Raw genomic sequence first — 21,282 nt, forward strand, 5'->3', positions numbered from 1 at the left:
GAATCATGAAGCCGATGGCCACCGGGCGGCTACCGGTTTGCGGACCTTGGGCATGCCCGAGCGGCAGTAGGCTGATTGCCACGGGTGGCTGGGGGCCGGCAGCGGTACAGGCAGGGCCGACGTAGTACAGCGGGGAGCGGACGCGGCATGGATGTTTTCGGGGTTCACCAGAGGCTGATCAGTGACTACGACGCCTTCACCAGTTCATTGGTCGGTGTAAGGGACCGCGAAATCCAGCGGCATCTCGACGAGGAGCGGGAGCGCAAGGCGCGCTGGCCGGATCCCCGCATCTCGCTCAACCCGAATTTCCGCAGCGGGGGCACGGTCGCCGAACTGGTGAGCGAAGGCATTCTGCACCCTGACTGCCGCAACTACTTTCGATCGAAGGAGCACGAGAACGACCCCGGCTCCCGGACGCTCACTCTCCATCGCCACCAGCGAGAGGCCATCGAGGCCGCCGCTTCCGGCGATTCATATGTCCTGACAACGGGAACGGGCTCGGGAAAAAGTCTCGCCTACATCGTCCCTGTCGTGAACGAGGTGCTCCGGCGTCCCAACCCCGACGGCATCTCCGCCATCGTCGTCTATCCCATGAACGCGCTCGCCAACAGCCAGCAGCACGAGCTGGCACGCTACCTGCAGTGGGGCATCCCGGAAGCGGACCGGAAGGTGACCTTCGACCGCTACACCGGGCAGGAGTCTCTGGAGAAGAAGACCGCGGTCCTGCGGACCAAGCCGGACATCCTGCTCACGAACTACGTCATGCTGGAGTACCTGCTGACCCGCCCCCGGGAGCGCGAAGAGCTGATCGGCGCTGCCCAGGGCCTGCGTTTCCTCGCCCTCGACGAGCTGCACACCTATCGCGGCAGACAGGGTGCGGACGTCGCGCTGCTGGTACGCAGGTTGCGGGATGCCTGCGCCGCCCCGAAGCTGCAGTGCATCGGCACGTCCGCCACGATGGCCAGTGCCGCCACGCTCGCTGAAGCCCGGTCGAAGGTCGCGGACGTCGCCACCAGCCTCTTCGGGACCACCGGCCGTCCGGAGCGGGTGATCGGGGAGACGCTCGAACGGGCCACGGACCCGGGGCCATCGCAGAGGGCTCCGGCCGACGTGCGCCGTACGGCACTGGGCGCAGCGGTTCGCCGGGCTGCCGAGGAGCCCGAGGCGCTGTCCCGTGACTACCTGGTTCTGCGGACCGACCCGCTCGCCGTGTGGGTGGAGGACTCGTTCGGCCTGGAGGAGGACGGGCGGGCCGGGGGAGGGCTGGTACGCAGGACACCTGTGACGGTGCCGGCAGCCGGCTTCGAGCTGGCGAAGGCGAGCGGGGAGCCGGAGCAGGTGTGCCGCGACGCCATCGAGGCCATGCTCCGAGCCGGCGCAGAAGCACGGCACCCACGCCACCGCCGTCCGTTGTTCGCCTTTCGGCTGCATCAGTTCCTGTCGAAGGGCGACACCGTCTACACGAGTTTCGAGCCGTCCGGGCAGCGCCACCTGACCAGCCAGTACCAGGTCAGCGTGCCCGAGCACCGGGACAAGCCGCTGATTCCCCTGGCGTTCTGCCGCGACTGCGGGCACGAATACCTGGTGGTGACCCGTGAGGAAACCGCCGGCGGTCCACGTCTCACCGCACGCCGCGACCCGGAGGCCCCGGCCGAGGACGGCGACGGCTATCTCTACGTCAGCCAGGACCGACCCTGGCCCGACGACGCCGCGCAACGGCTGTCCCGGCTGCCCGACAGCTGGGTCGAGACCTCGGACGACGGCTCCCGTACGGTCGTGCAGGCCCGCTCCGGCGACACGCCGCGAGAGGTCCGCGTCGCGCCTGACGGCACGCTCGACCCTGCTGGAGAAGCCGGAATGCGCGCCTGGTGGATCGGGGCCCCCTTCCGTTTCTGCCTGCGCTGCCGGGTCAGCCATGAGCAGCTGCGCGCCCGTGACTTCGTCAAGCTGGCCACGTTCGCGGCCGAAGGCCGGAGCTCGGCGGTTTCCCTGATCAGCGCCAGCGTGGTGCGGTCGCTGCGCGGTCAACAGGACATCGACGAGCGGGCCCGCAAGCTCCTCACTTTTGTCGACAACCGGCAGGATGCCAGCCTTCAGGCGGGACACTTCAACGACTTCGCCCAGGTCACCCAGATCCGTGGCGCCCTCTACCGCGCCCTGGCGGCCGCAGGACCGGAAGGTCTCCGCCACGATGTGCTGCCCAAGGCCATCGAGGAAGCGCTCGCCCTTCCCATGGATGCCTTCGCCCGTCACCCGGGCGCGAAGTACAGCCAGCGGGAGTACGCGCGGTCCGCACTGCGCACGGTCCTCGCCTACCGCGCCAATGCCGACCTGGAGCGCGGCTGGCGCATCACCATGCCCAACCTGACCCAGACCGGGCTGCTGCGCTTCGACTACACCGACTTGACGGAGATCGCGGCCGACGAGGAATGCTGGCAGGGCGCGCATCCCGCCCTGGCAGCTGATTCGCCCGAGCATCGCGGCCACCTCGCGCGCGTTCTGCTGGACGAACTCCGCCGGTCGCTCGCCGTGGATGATCCACTGCTCACGCAGGAAGGCTTCGATCAGCTGCTGCGCCAGTCCGAGGGGCACCTCCTCGGTGTGTGGGCACTGCCGTCCAAGGAGCCACGCGTTCCCTCCCGGGTCGCCTTCCCCGGCAGCGGCCCCAAGGGCGCGCCCTCCGGAGAGGCTATTTACCTCAGCGGCCTGGGGGCATACGGGCGTTTCCTGCGCCGGCCTGGCCAGTTCGCCGGGATCAAGGGACTTGCGGGCACTCGCATGTCGGTCGCGGATGCCGGTGCGGTGATCCGCAGCCTACTGGAGGTGCTGGAAACCCACGGCTTGGTCGCTGTCGTCCGGGAGGAGCGCGACAGGTCGCGCGGGTATCAGGTCAGGTCCGCCGCGCTGCGCTGGCTTCCCGGCGACGGCATCACCCCCGAACCGGACCCGCTGCGCAAAGTGAGCGACTCGGGCGCGGAGCCCCGTGTCAACACGTACTTCCGCAACCTCTACCGGGACACCGCGGCCGAACTGGTCGGCCTGGAAGCCCGTGAACACACCGCTCAGGTCCCCTCGGACCTGCGAGAGAAGCGGGAAGAGGCATTCCGGGACGGGGACCTGAGCCTCCTCTACTGCTCACCGACCATGGAGCTCGGTGTGGACATCGCCACCCTGAACGCGGTGGCCATGCGCAACGCGCCACCCACCCCCGCCAACTACGCCCAGCGCTCGGGCCGGGCCGGCCGCTCCGGTCAGCCTGCCCTGGTCACCACGTACTGCTCGACGGGCAGCGCCCACGACCAGTACTACTTCCGCCGCCCCGAGCTGATGGTGGCGGGCAGTGTCACACCGCCGCGTCTCGACCTCGCCAACGAGGAGCTCCTGCGCTCGCATGTCCACGCGATCTGGCTCGCTGAGACCGGTGCCTCGCTGGCGTCCCGCATGACCGATGTCGTGGACGCCGAGGCCCTCGATCCCGCAGGCGGCCCGGCACCTCTGCGGCTCACCGACGCCATGCGCACCCAGCTCGACAGTGAGACGGCCCGTCGGCGCGCCGTCACCAGGGCGGCGGAGGTTCTGCGCCCCCTGATGGCCGACCTCGAGGAGCGTGCCGGCTGGTGGTACGACGGCTGGATCGAAGACGTCGTGCGCTCGGCTCTGAGGCGTTTCGACGACGACTGCGAGCGCTGGCGTCGCCTCTACCGCTCCGCCCTGGCCGAACGCGAGGAGCAGCACCGCATCGCCGGTGACCTCTCCGTCGACCCGAAGTCCCGGCGCCGCGCCCAGGCCCGCCGTGCCGAGGCCGAGAGCCGGCTGAAGCTGCTGCGCAACGAGGACAGCGAGGAGTCCTTCAGCGACTTCTACACCTACCGCTACTTCGCTTCGGAGGGCTTTCTCCCCGGATACTCCTTCCCGCGACTGCCGCTGGCCGCCTACATCCCTGGTCAGCGGGGCGAGAGCCGGTACGGCCAGAAGAACGGGGCGTACATCCAGCGCCCCCGCTTCATCGCCATCTCCGAGTTCGGTCCCGGTGCGCTCATCTACCACGAGGGCCAGCGGTACGCCGTCGACCGTGTCCAGGTCCCCACCGGTGCCGTACCCGGCCAGGTGGCCACCAGCGACGTACGGATCTGCGGCAGTTGCGGCACCTGGTACGACCGCTCCGAGGGCGCCGACCGGTGCGACGACTGCCACGTCCCCCTCACTCTCACGCTGAGCCGGACGATGGCGCTGAGCACCGTGCAGGCCTCACCGGTGCGACGTATCTCCTCCGACGAGGAGGAGCGCCTCAAGTCAGGCTTCGAGCTGCTGACCGGCTATCAGTTCTCCCAGGTCGCCGGACGGCTGGACGCCGTGGCCGCCGACCGGCACGGCCCGGTCCTGGGGGTGAGCTACGGCGACACGGCGCGCGTCCGTGTCTTCAACATCGGCCGTCGCAAGCGCAAGCACCCTGGCGACCGCGGATTCTGGCTCGATCCGGCCCAGGGCCGTTGGCTGAGTGCCAAGAAGGCGGAGGCGTCGCAGGAGGCGTCGGCCGAGGACGAGGCCCTGGGGGCGTTCTCCTCCGCGGACCGTGCAGTCCAGGTCATCCCGTACGTGGAGGACCGCAAGAACATCGCCGTGTTGCGGCTCGCCGAGCCCGTCGCCGATGAAACCGTAGCCGTCACGCTCAGATACGCCATCGAGCGCGGCATCGAGGCCCGGTACCAGCTGGAGGACTCCGAGCTCGACAGCCAGGACCTGCCCGACGAAGAAGGGCGCGGCCGCATGCTCTTCGTCGAAGGCGCGGAGGGCGGCGCGGGCGTCCTGCGGCTGCTCCACGACGACCCGGGCGCCCTCGCCGAGGTCGCCCGGGCCGCGCTGAAGATCATCCACGCCGACCCGGACACCGGCCGCGACCTGGACCGGGCCGAGGGCGCACCCGAGCGTTGCGAACTCGGCTGCTACGACTGCCTGCTCTCGTACAGCAACCAGCGTTTCCACACCCGCATCGACCGGCACACCGCAGTGCCCCTGCTGCTCCGGCTCGCCGCTGCGACCACCAGCGGCGAGCGGCAGGCCACTCCCTCGGCGCAGCGCGCACAGGTGCTGGCCACGGCCACCCACACCGCTGAGGGACCGGTGGCCGAGTTCGTGGAATGGCTCGGCGAGCAGGGCCACCGGCTGCCCGACGAGACGCACCCGGAGCAGACCGGTGCCGCCGTCCACCCCGATGTCGTCTACCGTCTGCCCGGCGCCGACGTCGCGGTCTATCTCGGCGCGGCAGCCGGACGCCATCTGGACAAGTCTGCCGAGTACCGGCTGATCGACGACGGCTGGCTCGTGATCCGGGCCGGCGCCGACCCCAAGGAGTGGGAAGACACCGTGCACGCGCACCCGGATGTATTCGGTCCCGGACGGAGCATCCGATGACGACTGTCCCCCATGCCCCCGGCGACCTGGTCTCGGCCCGTGGACGGGACTGGGTGGTCCTGCCCGGCGCCTCCGACGGCCTGGTGATCGCCCAGCCCCTGGACGGAGACCGCGAGTTCATCACGGCGCTCTTCCCGCACGAGATCAAGGAGCCCGGCTTCGGCCCGCCGCGCGCGGTGGACGGCGAGATCGGCGACTTCGCCTCGGCCGGGCTTCTGCGCACGGCCCTGCGAATCGCCGCGACGCACGGTGCCGGCCCCTTCCGCAGCCTCGCCTCCATCGCTGTCCAGCCGCGCCAGTACCAGCTGGTTCCGCTGATGATGGCCCTGCGGATGGACACCGTACGGCTCCTCATCGGCGACGACGTCGGCATCGGCAAGACCATCGAGGCCGCCCTCATCGCCAAGGAGCTTATCGAGCAGGGCTCGACGACGGGCATGGCCGTGCTGTGCTCGCCCGCCCTGGCCGAACAGTGGCAGTCCGAGCTCCGGGAGAAGTTCGGCATGGAGGCGGAGCTGGTGCTGCCCTCCACCGCAGCCCGGCTGCAGAAGGGCGTGGAAGCGGGCCAGACGCTCTTCGAGCGGTACCCGTGCACGATCGTCTCCACCGACTTCATCAAGCAGCCCGACCGCCGTGAAGCCTTCCGCCGCACCTGCCCGGACCTGCTGATCGTGGACGAGGCCCACACCTGCGTCGGGGCGGGAACGGGACACCAGCAGCGCTACGAGCTGCTGCGCACCCTCGCCGAGAAGAAGACCCGCCACCTGGTCCTCGTCACCGCCACCCCGCACAGTGGCGACGCCCAGGCCTTCGCCAAGCTCACCAGCCTCCTCGACCCCGGCCTCCAGGCACTCGACCCGACAGTGCCCGCCCACCGCGACCGGCTCGCCCGCCACTTCGTGCAGCGCCGTCGGCGTGACATCCGGCGCTACCTCGACGAGGACACCCCCTTCCCGCGCGACCGCAAGCTGCGCCCGGCCCCGTACCAACTCGGTACGGAATACGCCCGGTTCGTGACCGATGTCCTCGCCTTCGCCCGCGAGCAGGTCCGCCGCCCCGACGGGGCCCTCCGCCAGCGCCTCACCTGGTGGTCCGTCCTCGCCCTGTTGCGCTGTGTGCTCTCCTCACCCGCCGCGGCGGCCGAGACGCTCAAGGTGCGGGCGGCCGTAGGGGCTGCCCGCACCCCCGAGGAGGCCGAGAACATCGGGCGCAGGGCCGTCCTCGAACTCACCGACGACGAGGCGAACGAAGGCCTCGACGCGGTCCCCGGCTCCGTACTCGATGACGACGACGAAGCCGGCTCCCGTGCGGGCAGCCGCAAGCTGAGCGAGTTCGCCGAGCGCGCCGCCCTGCTCGCCGGTCCGGAACACGACACCAAGCTGGCCTTCCTCGTCGACGCGGTGAAGGGCCTTCTCGTCGACGGCTACGACCCGATCGTCTTCTGCCGCTACATCCCCACCGCCGAGTACGTCGCCGAGCACCTGGCCGAAGCGCTGGGCCGCAGTGCCCACGTCGACTCCGTCACCGGCAAGCTGCACCCCGACGCCCGCCAGGCCCGCATCGGTGAGCTCACCTCCAAGCGTGGCCGGCACGTCCTCGTGGCCACCGACTGTCTCTCCGAAGGCGTCAACCTCCAGGAGTACTTCGGTGCCGTCGTCCACTACGACCTGTCCTGGAACCCGACCCGCCACGAACAGCGTGAGGGCCGTGTCGACCGCTTCGGTCAGTCCCGGGAGAACGTCCGGGCGCTCACCCTGTACGACACCGACACCGGCATCGACGGCCTCGTCCTTGACGTGCTCATCCGCAAGCACCGGGAGATCGCCGAACAGGTGGGCGTCATCGTCCCTGTCCCGGACGGTGGCGCAGGCGTGTTGCAGGCGCTTTCCAAGGCTCTCCTGCTCAGGGGCCGCGAGGGCGCGAGCGACGGCCAGCTCACGCTGGACTTCGACACGAACGAACTCTTCGGCCACGCCCGCCGGCAGCTGGAGGCCGAGTGGGAGAGTGCGGCCGACCGGGAGTCCAAGGTCCTGACCAAGTTCGCCCACAGCGGCCTGCGCCCCGACGAGGTCAAGGCGGAACTGGACGCCCTGCGCCAGGATTTCGGCGATCCGGCCGACATCGCCGCCTTCACCCGGGAGTCCCTGAAGGCACTCGGCTCAGCGGTACGCCCCGACACCCGCTCCACCGGCTTCACCGCCCCGACCGGCGCACTGCCCCGCGGCCTGCGGCACTCCCTGGGCATCTACGAGGACTCCGACCAGGCCCTCGGCCCCGGCGCGGCCCAGGCCCCGGCCCGCACCCCCAAGGGCAAGGCCCGCAAACCGGCACCGGAGAACCTGGTCTTCCACCAGGACCTCCCGGTCCCCGCCGGGGAGCACGCCCTGTTCCGCACGGACCCCGCCGTCCGGGCCGTCGCCCGTTACGTCCTCGACTCCGCCCTCGACGAGAAGCTGAGCGACAACGACCGCCCGGCCCGCAGGCTCGGAGTCATCCGCACTCCCGACGTCGACCACCGCACGGTGCTGCTCCTGGTCCGCTACCGGTTCCGGCTGACCCTCCCGCACCGCCGCGCCGCCCCTGCCGGCGAGAAGCCGGACGAGCTGGTGGCCGAGGACGCCCAGCTGCTGGCCTGGCGCAACGACCCCGAGGGCGGGCGCGTCTGGCTCAGCGACGAGAAGACCGCCGAGCTGCTCCTCGCGTCCCCGGACCGCAACACCAACCTGTCGATGCGGGCACAGCAGATCGACCGCGCCCTGGAGGAACTGGACGAGGTGCGCGACCACCTGAGGACCCACGGCGAGCAGGTAGCCCGCCGCCTGGAAGCAGCCCACCAGCGCGTACGTGAAGCGGCCGGCGAGCGGGGCCGGGCGCGCGGCGCGGCAGCGGTCCGCAACATCACCGCCGTGCCCGCGGGCGAGCCCGACCTGCTCGGTGTGTACGTGTACGTCAAGCGTCCCGGAGGATCCAGGTGACCACTCTCGCCCCCGACCACCTCCCGGCGAGCACAGCCGTCCGCGTGGAGGGGACACTGCTCTCCGCCGACCTCATCAACAAGGTCCGCTTCGCCGACCGGGAACTGCCCGGCGCCGCCCCCGCCGACTACGGTCTGCCCCGTGGCGTACGCGTCGAGGACGCGGCGAGCCGCAAATGGGAGTACCTCAAGGCCACCTACGCGAACTTCCAGGAGCAGCTCGAAGAACTCGGCGAGCAGACCGACCCGGTCAAGGTCACCTACCGGGAATGGCTCGGCGTGCTCCTCGACGAGCTCGGCTACCAGGGCCGCACCGCCGTCCCGAAGCCGGGCATCCCCGTGCCGGGGCGCACCGACCCGTACCGGGTGAGTCACCAGTGGCAGCAGCACCTGCCCGTCCACCTCCTGGGCTGGAACACCGACCTCGACCGCGGTATCGGCCACGGCCGTGCCCCGCAGTCGATGGTCCAGGAACTCCTCAACGTCTCCGACGAGCACCTGTGGGCGCTGCTCTCCAACGGCCGGGTCCTGCGTGTCCTGCGCGACTCCACCGCGCTCGTCGGCTCCGCATACGTCGAGTTCAACCTCGAAGCGATCTTCGGCGGTGACCAGTTCGCCGACTTCCTCCTGCTCTACGCGATGCTCCACTCGTCCCGCTTCGAACTCGTCGCGAAGCCGGAGAAGAAGCGGCGTGGCGCGGCAGCGGCCGTGGACAGCGAGGAGGACGCCGACGATACCGACGCCGATCCCGACGAGGTCCTCCTCGACGATGCCGCTGCCCTCACCCCCGCCGACTGCCGCATCGAGTGGTGGCGCGTCCACGCCATCGAGACCGGCATCCGTGCCCGCGACCGTCTGCGCAACCAGGTCAAGCAGGCCCTCAGCATTCTGGGCTCCGGCTTCCTCGGAGCCAACCCGGAGCTCGGTGAGGCGCTCACCCGGGGCGGCAAGGCCGCGCTGGACGACTTCCATCACGAACTCCTCCGTCTCGCCTACCAGCTGATCTTCCTGTTCGTCGCCGAGGACCGCGACGCCCTGCTGCTGCGCCCCGAGCCCAAGACCTCCCGTAAGGCGAGTGAGACGCTGGAGCGGGCACGCGTTCACTACGCCCGTTACTTCTCCACGGCCCGGCTCCGCCGCATCGCCCTGCGCCGCAAGGGCGACCAGAACGGTGACCTGTGGCAGGGGCTGCGGATCGTCCTCGACGCCCTCGGCCAGGACGGGGGCCTGCCGGCTCTCGCGCTGCCCGAACTCGGCGGCCTGTACTTCCGCGCCGACCAGGACACGGCCCACGACGCCCTGCTCCCCGGCAGCCCCGAACCCCTGCGCGCGGCGAAGCTCCCCAACGAGAACCTGCTCGACGCGGTCAAGCTCCTCTCCCGCGTACGGGACAAGCAGGGCCGTCCCAGCCGGGTCGACTACCGGCACCTGGGGGCGGACGAGCTCGGCAGCGTCTACGAGTCCCTGCTGGAGCTCATCCCGCGCCACGACGTGACGAAGCACGAGTTCTGGCTCCAGGACCTGGTGGCCGGTAACAAGCGCAAGACCACCGGCTCTTACTACACGCCGTCCGTGCTCATCGAGAAACTCCTCGACAACGCCCTGGACCCGGCCATCACACGGCACGCGGCGTCCGGGAACCCCGACGACCTGCTCAAGATCCGCTTCGTGGATCCGAGCTGTGGCTCCGGCCACATGCTGGTGGCAGCGGCCCGGCGGATCGCGCTGCGCTACTGCCAGATGTACGACGGCGAACGCGAGCCCGCACCGGAGAAGGTGCGCGAGGCGATGGGCAAGGTCGTACGGTCCTGCGTCCACGGCGTCGACATCAACCCGCTGGCCGCCGAGATCGCGAAGGTGTCCCTCTGGCTGGAATCCCTGAACCCGGGCGAGCCGCTGGCCTTCCTGGACGACCGGATCAAGGTCGGCAACGCGTTGCTGGGGACGACCCCCCGGCTGCTGGAGGAAGGCATCCGCGAGGAGGCCTTCAAGAAGCTGGAGGGCGACGAGGCGAAGGCGGTGGCCGATGCCCGTGACCGCAACCGCAAGGAACGCAAGGGCATCGAGGTCTGGATCCAGAGCCAGCTGGGCGAGCCGGCGGTCCGCACGAGTACGGCGAAAGTGCGTGTCGCGGCGGAGGAAGCGGCGGCGAGGCCCGTCCGGCGTGGACTAGCCGCGATTCGCGAGCTGGCCAAGCGGCACCGGGAGTTCGAGGCCAACCCGGAGCTGGAGCGCCTCAAGAAGGTGGCCGACGCGTGGTGCGCGGCGTTCATCTGGCCCAAGCGTAAGGACGCGCCGGCCCCGATCACCACCTCGACGCTGAAGCGGCTGGAGGAGGGCAAGAAGCTGGAGGGCATCGCCCGGCCCCTCCCTCCGATGGGCGAGGATCCCGTGCCGGAGTCGGACGAGGACCGCGAGTGGCGGGAACAGGCGGGGGAGCGGGAGCTGCGCGCGGTGGTGGCCCGTAACCGCTTCTTCCACTGGCACCTGGAGTTCCCCCGCGTGTTCCGCGTCGAGGACACGGACGCGCCGGACGCGAACGCGGAGACCGGTTGGCAGGGCGGCTTCGACGCGGTGCTGGGAAACCCGCCGTGGGAGCGGGTGAAGATCCAGAAGAAGGAGTGGTTCGCCGCACAGAACCCGTACGTCGCGGACGCTGAGACGGCGAGCGAGCGCGAGCGCCGCATCGGCGCCCTGCTCACGTCGGTGGACGAGCACGGCGACGCGATCGAGGGTGACCGGAAGCTGCACCGGGAGTACCTGATCGCCCAGCGCGAGTCCAAGGGCACGACGAACATGCTCAGGGACTCGGGGATCTTCCCGCTGACGGGCAAGGGCGACGTCAACACCTACGCGGTGTTCGCGGAGAAGTCCCGGATGCTGGTGGGTCCGGAGGGGATGGCGGGACTGGTCCTGCCGACCGGCATCGCGACGGACAAGACGACGTCGGGGTTCTTCTCGGACCTGGTGGAGCGGCGGCAGTTGCACACGGTGCTGGACCTGGAGAACGAGGAGAAGCTGTTCGCCGACGTGACCAACCGTGTTGCGTTCTGTCTGTTCACCTTCGGTGGCCCGGCTCGTGTGTTCGAGCACGTCCGACTTGCGTTCCGGGCACGTCGGCCGGATCAGCTGGATGCGCGGGAGTTCACACTGGATGCGGAGGGGTTCCGCCGGATCAACCCGAACAGCCGGACGGCTCCGGTGTGCGAGAGCCCGGAGCATCTGCGGGTGCTCCAAGGAATCCACGAGCGCGTACCGCTTCTTCTGGGCAGGGGCCACGGTGAGACCGACCCCTGGAGGCTGGGCCCGTTTCTCCGAATGCTGGACATGGCCACGAACTCGAAGTCTTTCCGCTCTGCCGACGCACTGATGCGCGATGGCTGGGTTGGCGACGGGACGGTCTTTACCAAAGACTCCGAGCGGTACCTCCCGCTGTACGAGGGCAAGTTCGCCCACCACTACGACGCACGCTTCGCCACTTACGCGAACGCCACCCAGGCCCAGATCAACAAGGGCACACTGCCCCGGCTGGACACTGAGGCTCATCAGGATCCGACCGCTCTCCCGCTGCCCCGACACTGGGTGCACGAGGCCGAGGTCGATGCACGGCTCGCCGAGGATGTGGCGAACCAGAGGAAGGAATGGCCGCACGACTGGTTGCTCGGCTGGCGTGACGTCTGCCGCGCTTCGGACGAGCGGACGGTCATCGCGTCCGTTCTGCCACGTACTGCGGTGGGGCACACGGAGCCGCTGTTCATGCCCACAGACCTGGCCGCATGCCTTGGTGCCTTCCTCGCGAACTTGTCGTCTTTCGTGCTGGACTTCGCTGCCCGGCAGAAGATCCAGGGTGCACACCTCACGTACACGTACTTGGAACAGCTGCCAGTGCTCGCCCCTGGCGAGTACGCCAAGCCCGTCACCTGGCTGGGAGACCACTCGCTTGAGCCCTGGATCCGCACCCGTGTCCTTGAGCTGACCTACACCTCATACGAGATGGGCCCCTGGGCCGAACACCTCGGCGACGAAGGCGCCCCCTTCGTCTGGGACGAAGACCGCCGCTTCCTCATGCGTGCCGAACTGGACGCCGCGTACTTCCACCTCTACGGCATCGAGCGCAAGGATCTGGATCTCGTCCTGGACAGCTTCCGCGCCTTCCGCAACAAGAAGCCGGAGCTCTTCCAGCGCACCAAGGACGAGATCATCCGCATCTACGAGACCATGGCAACCGGCCCGTACGTCACGCCTCTCACCCCGCCCCCGGGGCAGGGCCGCCGACACGAGCCCGGCACCAGCCCGCTGACCCGCGTTGCCCCGCCCACCCCTCCGGTCCGGCCCGCGCCTGCGAGGAAGAGCAGCAAGCCGGTCACCGACGGCCACGTGGGCGGAGCCCTGTTCGGCCTGGACGAAGTAGAGGGAGTCGACATACAGCTCGACATCTTCGGGCGCGAGGAGTAGCCACACCCGTTCCCGCGCACGGCGACGGCCGCCCACCCGGATACGCCGGTCGGGCGGCCGTTCGCGTGTACCGCACCTGTCAGAACTCGTCGGCGAGCACGCCCGCCCGGAACGCGGCCCACTCGGACGCCGTGAAGCGCAACGCTGCGCGCTCAGGGTTCTTCGAGTCGCGGACGGCCCGTCCCCCGTCAGGGAGATCAGCGATCTCGACGCAGTTGTTCTCGCCGGCGCTTGCTGTTGCCTTGCGCCAGGTGACTGCGGAGAGGTCGAAGGCGTACAGGCCCGCCCTACGGTCGTTCACTTGCGGCATCTCTCTTCCATCCGAGCGATCAGAGCCAGCGAATCATCCGTCGGCAGGGCCGCTGCGACGATCCGCTCGAAGGCGTCAGCGAACGTACGTACGTCGTCGACCCCTTCAACGTAAGCGGCTCCGATCAGATTCTCCAGCAGTACGACGTCCGGCATAGGGCCGGGGAACCTGACAAGGCTGAACGCTCCGGCGCCTCCGGGATGCGGGGTCACGTCCAACGGCAGGATCTGCAAAGTGACGTTGGGGAGGTCCGTGACGTCGAGCAGCCGACGCAGCTGCTCGCGCATCGTGTCAGGCCGCACCGCGAAGCGCTGGTGCAGAACGGCTTCATGAATGACCGCCCAGAACTTCAGAGCGCCTTGAGGGCGGGTGAGTACTGCCTGCCGGGCCTGCCGCACCTCGGCAAGCGCCGCAACCTCTTCAGCCGTACGTGTGGTTGCGTTGGCAGCAATGGTTTCCCGTGCGTATGAAGCCGTCTGCAACAGCCCTGGGATCAGCAGAGGCGCGAACTCGTGGACAGTGGCAGCATCGGACTCGAGAGAGATGTAGTCCGCGTAGGCCGGGGCGACGACACCGCTGTAGGTCTGCCACCAACCCTGCTTGCGGGCGTCCTTGGCCAGTCCTTCGAGAGCCGAGACGACCTCCGGGTCGACCACGCCGTACGACTTCAGCAGCGCAGCTACCTCGGCGGGGCGGATGTGACCGTTGGCCGTCTCGATGCGGGACAACTTTGGGCCGATCCACCCCATTGTCGCAGCGGCTGTGTCGAGGCTCATTCCAGCACCGTTGCGGTATCGCCGCAGAGCTTCACCGAGTCGACGCCGACGGACTGTTGGGACGGGGCGAACATTTGGCATATCGAGAGCATGGCACCAGCACCATGGTCGAGTCGACGGGAACAAAGAGTCGGTTTTGCAATCTGGGTGACAAGCTTGCGGACTGAGATGCTGGGTCGGCACTCTGGAGGCAAGTAGCCGCTCCGTGAGACGTCAGTCCATCGAGGGCGGTCAAGTCGCAAGGAGGTCAGATGTCTTACTCCGTTCTCAAGGTCGCCCCAGCAGCCGCCCTCGGCCACTACCTCACCCCCACCCCCACCGGCTTCTCCCTCCATATGTCCGCCTCCCCCCGCAATCTCCGCGCCGTGCGCGGCCTCACCGAGGCGACGCTCCTCAATGCCGGCGTCACCCCCGACCTCGTCGACTCGGCCCAACTTGTCCTCTCCGAGCTGTACGGCAACGCGGTCCACGCCTGCGGCGACTACGTGCCGCTGGTCGCCGAGGTCGAGTCCACGCCCGACGGGGTCTGGGTCCGGCTCCATGACCCGGACCGACGCCGCTTCCCGCGACGCACGGGAGTGCACCTCGACGATGCCACCGCCGAGTCCGGGCGCGGACTGCCCCTCATGGACCTGCTCGCACCCGGCTGGGACGTCACTCCGACGCCGGTCGGCAAGCAGATCCGCTGCCTGCTCCCCGGTGACTCGAACTGACCGCAGGTGCTGTCAATTGGCGTAAGGCTGTGCGATTTGACCGCCTGTCAGTCCCGCGGGGTAGTCTCCCGATCACGCCGAGTTGACGTCAACGTGGAGAACGGCGCCGAGGGTTGGGGAGATGGTGGATGGTCGGGCGTGACATGTCACCGGCGGATCACCAGGACAAGGAAGTCCGCGCAGTTCTCAAGCGGCTCGTGGCCGCCGGCTGGACGCTGCGCAAGGAAGGGCACTGGGGGCGGCTGTACTGCCCCTGTGCCGGAGGAGGCTGCTCCACCATCCCGGTGCCGGGTACGGCGAAGGACCCGGGGCGCGCGGCCCGGCGTATCGGGCAGCGTGCGAATCTCTGCCCGCTCCCCGAGGGCGACCCGCGCCGTGCCCTCAGTGGGGGTGTTGTCGTTTGACAACAGGTGGAGGCTGGGTAAGTGTGCCCTTGCGGGGGGTGGCGCACCCTGGCGCGGAGGCCGGCGGGAACACGCTCGAACTGGGGATGAGGGCGAAATGGAGTATGAGTTTCTGTTTGTCGTAGATGGCATCACGGTCGACGACGACCTGGCGGTCGGCGTCATCTTCGACGAGTTCGACGGACTGCTCACCCGCCATCGGGACAAGCATCTGCTCGACCTTGCCGAGTCCGGGGACGGCGCCATCGACGCTGCTCACCGCCTGGTCGTCCGGCTCCGGAAGGAGCTGCCGCAGCTGAAGCTGCTACGGCTGGACCCTGATCTGGTCGGCGTGTCCGACATCGCCGAGCGGACAGGCCGCAGCAGGCAGAACGTCCTGCAATGGGTGAACGGCGAGCGGCGCACGGACGTCGGCGCGTTCCCGGACCCCGAAGGCACGGCGGGACGCTCCCTCGTCTGGCGCTGGGCGGAGGTCAACGCGTGGCTGGCGGGCATCGGGGAGCAGGTCGGCGGTGCGGGAGCGATCCGTGAGGACGCCCTGCACATCGACTTCATGCTGCCCCGCTGGCAGCAGGCGCTGGCCGACGGCCTGCCGATCGTGCGGTTCGTGCACTGCGTGGAGGACTACCGCTCCGAGGGCCGTGCGGGGGTGGCGCGGCTGCTGGAAGGCACGCTCTCCGCCCCCGGGCTGCTCGACATGATCTCCGCGTTCCCCCGGGCCGAGCGGCAGCGGCTCACCGTGGTCTGCGCCGTACTGTCGGACCGCCTGAGCGCCGTCGTCGAACGGATCCGCCGGGACGAGACCTGGGTGATGCTGGCCTTCCAGGGGGAGAAGAACGAACTGCGTCTCATGCCGGTCGCCGCGCGAGACGTCCCGGGAGCGCGACCCGTATCGGAGCTGGGCCTTGGCGACAACGCCACGGTCGGTGATCTGCTCCTGGTCGTCGCGAACGGCACCGTACAGCCGACCACCCCCCTCGCCCTCGCAGGCTGAACCGCCGCCGCAAGCCCCTGAGGGCCCCAGGAAAGGAAGCCGTGCCCACCGCCTTCGAGATCAGCGCCCGTGCCGTGCATCAGGCCGCGACCGTCCTCGTCGATCACCTCCAGGACGGCCTGCCGTTCCGCGAGCTCCGGCCACGGATCCATCAGGCGGACCCGGCGCTGGCGCAGGACTGGGCCGCTCTCGGCACGACGGTGAAGACGGACATCGACCGCAACCTCAGCTACATCGCCACGGCGCCGACCAAGGCAGGCTGGCTGACCCGGGCGAACCGCACCTGGCGGCTGACGGGGCTGGGCTTCGAGGCGCTCCGTACGTACCCGGACCCGGTGACGTTCTTCTCCGAGGCCACCACCCGGTACACCTACTGGCGGACCCGGCGCGCATCCTTCGACACCGCCGCCAAGCTGCTCTCCGAACTGCCTGACGAGCAGTGGGTGGCCGTCGAGGACCTGGCGGCCGAGTACGAGATCGACCCCGAGGCCCTGGCCGCCTGCCTGCAGGGAACCCGCACCGAGGGCTGGCACCTCGCACTCTCCGCCGAGGGCGAGGCAGGGTACGGTCTGACCCTGCTGCCCACCGAGACCGATGCCTGGCGCGCCCTGCTGGAGCGGGACGAGCTCTACGACGAAGCGGCCTCCAGCTTCGACACCGTACGGGCCCTGCCCGCCAAGCGTCTCACCGCGGACGCGCTCGCCGCACTCGTGCTGGGGGAGGAGCCCGGACAGGACGGCATCCCGCAGCGGCCCCGCCGGGTGTGGGTCATCAGGGGCACGGACACCGGTGGTGCCAGCCTGATCCGCACCCTCTGGCGCGACGAGGGCATGGTGACCCTTCCCGCTCACCGGCTGCCGGCCCTCTCCCAGGGCACCGGCCCGCAGCGGGTCCGCAAGGCCGTCGACGACGCCGACTCCGGTGCGACCTCCGTTCAGCGCGACCGCCGCGCGGAAGAGCTCCACACCTTCCTCTCCCGGATACAGGAAGGGGACATCGTGGTGTGCACCGACGGCCCCAAGGCCTATCTGGGCGTGGTGCGCGGTCCCGCGGTCTACACGGATCCACTCCAGGACGCGGCGTACTTCACCCGGCCTGTCGCCTGGCAGAACCTCGACGCACCGCTCGACTTCGTGGCCGACCTGCCCGCAGAGCTGACCGGGCGAGTCGCCGACGCCGATGCGCGGATCGTCGACATCAGCGAATTCGCCTCCCGCCTCGAGCCGCTCGTCGGGCCCGAACCGGAACGTGCCGCACCCCCGCCGGACATCACGGCGGTGCTCCCCGACGCCACCGAGGAACTGGCCGACGGCCTCTTCCTCTCCGACGCCTCGTGGCTGCAGGAGAGCGTCGACCTGCTCCGGGGCAAACCGCAGCTGATCTTCCATGGCCCTCCCGGTACGGGAAAGACCTACACCGCCCTCGCGCTCGCCCGCCACCTGACCGGTGGCAGCCTCAACAACGTACGGCTGGTGCAGTTCCACCCCGCCTACACCTACGAGGACTTCTTCGAGGGCTTCCGCCCCAGGCTGCCGAAGAAATTGTCGCCTGACAGTCCTGCCCAGAAGCGGGAGCGGGACGCGGACACCTCGACGGGCCTGGTCTTCGACCTCGTCCAGGGGCCGCTGCGCAGGCTCGCGACCTCGGCCGAGGAACGCCCCGCCGAGGTCTTCGTCCTGGTCATCGACGAGATCAACCGCGGCAATCTCGCCAAGGTCTTCGGCGAGATGTACTTCCTGCTGGAGTACCGCAAGGAGTTCGTGCACCTCCTCTACGGCTCCGACGAGGGCCGCGGCTTCCGGCTTCCGCCCAACCTCTACATCATCGGCACCATGAACACGGTCGACCGGACCGTGGCGCTGATGGACGCGGCGATGCGCCGCCGTTTCTCCTTCATGGAGCTGCACCCGGACGCTCCGCCGCTCACCGGACTCCTCAGCCGCTGGCTCACCGAGAACCAGCACCCGCAGGACGCCGCGCTGCTTCTCGACGAACTCAACCGCCGTATCGCCGAAGGCCCGGCCAACGACCGGGACTTCCGCGTCGGGCACTCGTATCTCATGCAGTCCATGGCCCACAGCAGCCCGCGCGCTCTGGACCTCATCTGGCGCAGCCAGGTCATACCGCTGCTCACGGAATACCACTGGGGAGACGGGACCGACATCGAGGAGACATACGGCCTGGCCGGCATCAGGGAACACCTCGGGCTTCGGCCCGACGACGGCGCATGACCCAGGAGGAGCACGTACGGCTCCGTGAAGGGGCGTCGTGGTCACCATGGCCGCTGACCCCTGAGCAGGTGGGTGAGCTGGACCGGTCCGAACTCATCGACATACGGGCCACAGGCCGTGCGGGCGTCTACCGCCTGCGAGCCAGGGACAGGGTGGGCTCCGTCCGACTCGGGCGTGGACCGGGCAGGGTCCGGCTGTCCATCGCGCCCAAGATTCCGGTCGACCGCCTGATGTACCTCCTCGGTTACGCGCCCGACCGGCTTCAGTGGCAGGGCCGGAACGTGGACGCGGCGGCCCGCCCCGACCTGCTGCCCGCCGTCGCGCACGCGTTCAACCGTGCCGCACGGTGGGCTCTGCGGGCGGGGCCGCTGTTCGGCTATCGCGAGACCGAGGACACCCTGCCGGTACTACGCGGCAGGCTACGGACCTCCGACCAGCTGAGCAGACGCCCAGGACTCCCGGTGCCACTGGAAGTGACGTACGACGAGCACACCATCGACATCCCGGAGAACAGGCTGCTGCTCGGTGCCGTCCGCAGGCTGCTGCGAGTCCCCGGACTGGAACCACGCCTGCGCGCCGAACTGCAGGGTTTCGCCGCACAACTGGTCGGAGTGAACCCGCCCGTCCCCGGGGCGCCCGCTCCAGGCTGGCAGCCCAGCCGCCTCAACCAGCGCTACCAGCCGGTGCTCGCGCTGGCAGCACTGATCCTGGACGGCGCTTCCTACGAGTTCGAGGACGGGCGTACCGTCTCCGTCGACGGCCTGGTGTTCCGGATGTGGCAGGTCTACGAGGACTTCCTCGGCCGCGCGCTCGGTGAGGCGCTGGTGAGGGCCGTGGGCGGCCGGGCGGAGCCCGCGGACCGCAATCACTACCTCGCCGTCGGAAGACGCCACGTCCTGAAACCCGACCTGGTGCACTACCTGCCCGGCAGCTCGGGGGTACCCGTGCCCGCGATCGTGGTGGATGCCAAGTACAAGCGTGACTTCCGCCGCGAGGATCTCTACCAGATGCTCGCCTACTGCGTACGGCTCGGACTCGACGACGGCCACCTCGTGTACGCGGGGGGCCGGCCCGGCGTCGTACGCGTACCGGTACCAGGCAAGGAGATCAGGCTGCACAGGCATGTCCTGGACCTGAGCCTGGCACACGGGGAACTGGGACGTCGCATTGACGCGCTCGCGGAGACGCTTGCGCGGGTGCGCCCGTAAGGCCCTGAAAGCACCGTCTTCAGCCGGAGGGGCTGTCGCGACCACCCACGGGCCGGACTGTAGGAACCCGACAGCGCCCCGGACGAGCCACTGTCAGGGCCCGATTCCTCGATCGCCGCACGGTACCGATAGGTTTTCGACGTACCACACCGCCAAGGAAAGGGTGATCCGTTGAGCCGCTCGGTTCTCGTCACCGGAGGAAACCGGGGCATCGGCCTCGCCATCGCCCGCGCCTTCGCCGACAACGGCGACCAGGTCGCGATCACCTACCGTTCCGGAGAGCCGCCCCAGGTGCTCACCGAGGCCGGTGTCCTCGCGGTCCGCTGCGACATCACGGACGTCGAGCAGGTGGAGCAGGCCTACAAGGAGATCGAGGAGAAGCACGGTCCCGTGGAGGTGCTGGTCGCCAACGCCGGTATCACCAAGGACCAGTTGCTGATGCGGATGTCCGAGGAGGACTTCACCTCCGTCGTCGACACCAACCTCACCGGCACCTTCCGGGTCGTCAAGCGCGCCAACCGCGCCATGCTGCGCGCCAAGAAGGGCCGCGTCGTCCTCATCTCCTCCGTCGTCGGCCTCCTCGGCTCGGCCGGCCAGGCCAACTACGCCGCCTCCAAGGCCGGGCTCGTCGGCTTCGCCCGGTCGCTGGCCCGTGAACTCGGCTCGCGGAACATCACCTTCAACGTCGTCGCCCCCGGTTTTGTCGACACCGACATGACCCAGGCGCTCACCGAGGAGCAGCGCGAGGGCATCGTGTCCCAGGTGCCGCTCGGCCGCTACGCGCGGCCCGAGGAGATCGCCGCCGCGGTGCGCTTCCTCGCCTCCGACGACGCGTCGTACATCACTGGAGCCGTCATTCCCGTTGACGGCGGATTGGGCATGGGTCACTGATCACCATGAGCGGAATTCTCGACGGCAAGCGCATCCTCATCACCGGGGTGCTGATGGAGTCGTCCATCGCGTTCCACGCCGCGAAGGTGGCCCAGGAGCAGGGTGCCGAGGTCATCCTCACGGCCTTCCCCCGCCCCACCCTGACCGAGCGCATCGCCAGGAAGCTGCCGAAGCCGGCCAAGGTCATCGAGCTGGACGTGACCAACCAGGAGCACCTGGACCGGCTGGCCGGCCTGGTGCGCGAGGAGCTCGGCTCCCTGGACGGCGTCGTCCACTCCATCGGCTTCGCGCCGCAGGACGCGCTCGGCGGCAACTTCCTCAACACGCCGTTCGAGTCCGTCGCCACGGCGATGCACGTCTCGGCGTTCTCCCTGAAGTCGCTGGCCATGGCCTGCAAGCCGCTGATGAGCGAGGGCGGCTCGATCGTCGGCCTCACCTTCGACGCCCAGTACGCCTGGCCGCAGTACGACTGGATGGGCCCGGCCAAGGCCGCGCTGGAGGCCACCTCCCGCTACCTCGCCCGTGACCTGGGCAAGGACGGGCTGCGCTGCAACCTGATCTCCGCCGGCCCGATCGGCTCCATGGCCGCCAAGTCCATCCCGGGCTTCTCGGAGCTGGCCGACGTCTGGAACCACCGCGCCCCGCTCGCCTGGGACATGTCCGACCCGGAGCCGGCCGGCCGCGGCATCGTGGCCCTGCTCTCCGACTTCTTCCCGAGGACGACGGGCGAGATCATCCACGTCGACAGCGGCGTGCACATGATGGGCGCCTGACCGCGCACCACCCCTGCGAGACGGCCCCCGGCCGCGTACCCCCTCCCGGTTCCCGGAGGCGGTACGTGGCCGGGGGCCGTTCACGGTCCGTGGCCGTCCGCTGCCGCTCCGGTCGAAAAGTCGGCCGATCCACCGCAGACT

At 69.4% G+C, this 21,282-nt stretch carries 12 protein-coding genes; 10 read left to right on the plus strand and 2 right to left on the minus strand.

Annotation, left to right across the window (positions count from 1 at the left end; translation table 11 throughout):
• Positions 1–147 precede the first annotated feature (147 nt).
• Genes IG90_RS0128010 through IG90_RS0128020 form a run of 3 tightly spaced genes read left to right on the plus strand, consistent with a single transcriptional unit; the run spans position 148 to position 12,841 of the window.
• Positions 148–5,412, plus strand: coding sequence for a DEAD/DEAH box helicase (locus tag IG90_RS0128010; RefSeq protein WP_030590267.1), 5,265 nt, complete (start codon positions 148–150; stop codon positions 5,410–5,412).
• Positions 5,409–8,387 carry a helicase-related protein gene (locus tag IG90_RS0128015; RefSeq protein ID WP_030590270.1) on the plus strand — a complete coding sequence of 993 codons (2,979 nt, stop codon included), beginning with the start codon at positions 5,409–5,411 and terminating at the stop codon, positions 8,385–8,387. Before IG90_RS0128010 ends, IG90_RS0128015 begins: the two co-directional genes overlap by 4 nt.
• Positions 8,384–12,841, plus strand: coding sequence for an Eco57I restriction-modification methylase domain-containing protein (locus tag IG90_RS0128020; RefSeq protein WP_063739505.1), 4,458 nt, complete (start codon positions 8,384–8,386; stop codon positions 12,839–12,841). The genes IG90_RS0128015 and IG90_RS0128020 overlap by 4 nt, the downstream gene beginning before the upstream one ends.
• 79 nt (positions 12,842–12,920) lie before the next feature.
• Here IG90_RS0128020 and IG90_RS0128025 read toward each other — a convergent pair whose 3' ends face one another.
• Together IG90_RS0128025 and IG90_RS0128030 are read right to left on the minus strand one after the other, a co-directional pair.
• The gene (locus IG90_RS0128025; protein WP_030590276.1) at positions 12,921–13,142 is read right to left on the minus strand and encodes a DUF397 domain-containing protein; all 222 of its coding nucleotides are present in this window, start codon (positions 13,140–13,142) and stop codon (positions 12,921–12,923) included.
• Positions 13,139–14,008, minus strand: a complete 870-nt coding sequence (locus tag IG90_RS0128030; RefSeq protein ID WP_030590278.1) for a helix-turn-helix domain-containing protein — start codon at positions 14,006–14,008, stop codon at positions 13,139–13,141. Before IG90_RS0128030 ends, IG90_RS0128025 begins: the two co-directional genes overlap by 4 nt.
• Before the next feature lie 170 nt (positions 14,009–14,178).
• Between IG90_RS0128030 and IG90_RS0128035 the strand changes: the two genes are divergently transcribed.
• The 7 genes from IG90_RS0128035 (at position 14,179) to fabI (ending at position 21,141) form a co-directional block, all read left to right on the plus strand.
• Complete coding sequence (locus IG90_RS0128035) at positions 14,179–14,640, plus strand: ATP-binding protein (protein ID WP_030590281.1); 462 nt, start codon at positions 14,179–14,181, stop codon at positions 14,638–14,640.
• A gap of 128 nt (positions 14,641–14,768) precedes the next feature.
• Positions 14,769–15,044, plus strand: a complete 276-nt coding sequence (locus IG90_RS42540; protein WP_078585443.1) for a hypothetical protein — start codon at positions 14,769–14,771, stop codon at positions 15,042–15,044.
• Positions 15,045–15,141: 97 nt separating this feature from the next.
• Positions 15,142–16,038 (plus strand): helix-turn-helix transcriptional regulator, encoded by an 897-nt coding sequence (locus IG90_RS0128040; protein ID WP_030590284.1) that lies wholly within the window; start codon positions 15,142–15,144, stop codon positions 16,036–16,038.
• 41 nt (positions 16,039–16,079) lie between these two features.
• A complete protein-coding gene (locus IG90_RS0128045; protein WP_051860290.1) occupies positions 16,080–18,269 on the plus strand; it encodes an McrB family protein in 2,190 nt (729 codons plus the stop codon).
• Positions 18,266–19,477, plus strand: a complete 1,212-nt coding sequence (locus IG90_RS0128050) for an McrC family protein (RefSeq protein ID WP_030590290.1) — start codon at positions 18,266–18,268, stop codon at positions 19,475–19,477. Before IG90_RS0128045 ends, IG90_RS0128050 begins: the two co-directional genes overlap by 4 nt.
• Positions 19,478–19,648: 171 nt before the next feature.
• The gene (gene fabG / locus IG90_RS0128055; RefSeq protein ID WP_030590293.1) at positions 19,649–20,368 is read left to right on the plus strand and encodes a 3-oxoacyl-[acyl-carrier-protein] reductase; all 720 of its coding nucleotides are present in this window, start codon (positions 19,649–19,651) and stop codon (positions 20,366–20,368) included.
• 5 nt (positions 20,369–20,373) lie between these two features.
• Positions 20,374–21,141, plus strand: coding sequence for an enoyl-ACP reductase FabI (fabI, locus tag IG90_RS0128060; RefSeq protein WP_030590297.1), 768 nt, complete (start codon positions 20,374–20,376; stop codon positions 21,139–21,141).
• The last annotated feature ends 141 nt before the right edge of the window (positions 21,142–21,282 follow it).

Origin of the sequence: Streptomyces anulatus (assembly GCF_000721175.1) — a bacterium.
In the GTDB taxonomy this organism is placed as follows: Bacteria; Actinomycetota; Actinomycetes; order Streptomycetales; family Streptomycetaceae; genus Streptomyces; species Streptomyces anulatus_C.

Coding starts and splice junctions, on each gene's coding strand:
- IG90_RS0128015 (WP_030590270.1), top strand. CDS start 5,409: ATGACGACTGTCCCCCATGCCCCCGGCGACCTGGTCTCGGCCCGTGGA.
- IG90_RS0128010 (WP_030590267.1), top strand. CDS start 148: ATGGATGTTTTCGGGGTTCACCAGAGGCTGATCAGTGACTACGACGCC.
- IG90_RS0128050 (WP_030590290.1), top strand. CDS start 18,266: ATGACCCAGGAGGAGCACGTACGGCTCCGTGAAGGGGCGTCGTGGTCA.
- IG90_RS0128040 (WP_030590284.1), top strand. CDS start 15,142: ATGGAGTATGAGTTTCTGTTTGTCGTAGATGGCATCACGGTCGACGAC.
- IG90_RS0128035 (WP_030590281.1), top strand. CDS start 14,179: ATGTCTTACTCCGTTCTCAAGGTCGCCCCAGCAGCCGCCCTCGGCCAC.
- IG90_RS42540 (WP_078585443.1), top strand. CDS start 14,769: ATGGTCGGGCGTGACATGTCACCGGCGGATCACCAGGACAAGGAAGTC.
- fabI (WP_030590297.1), top strand. CDS start 20,374: ATGAGCGGAATTCTCGACGGCAAGCGCATCCTCATCACCGGGGTGCTG.
- IG90_RS0128030 (WP_030590278.1), bottom strand. CDS start 14,008: ATGCCAAATGTTCGCCCCGTCCCAACAGTCCGTCGGCGTCGACTCGGT.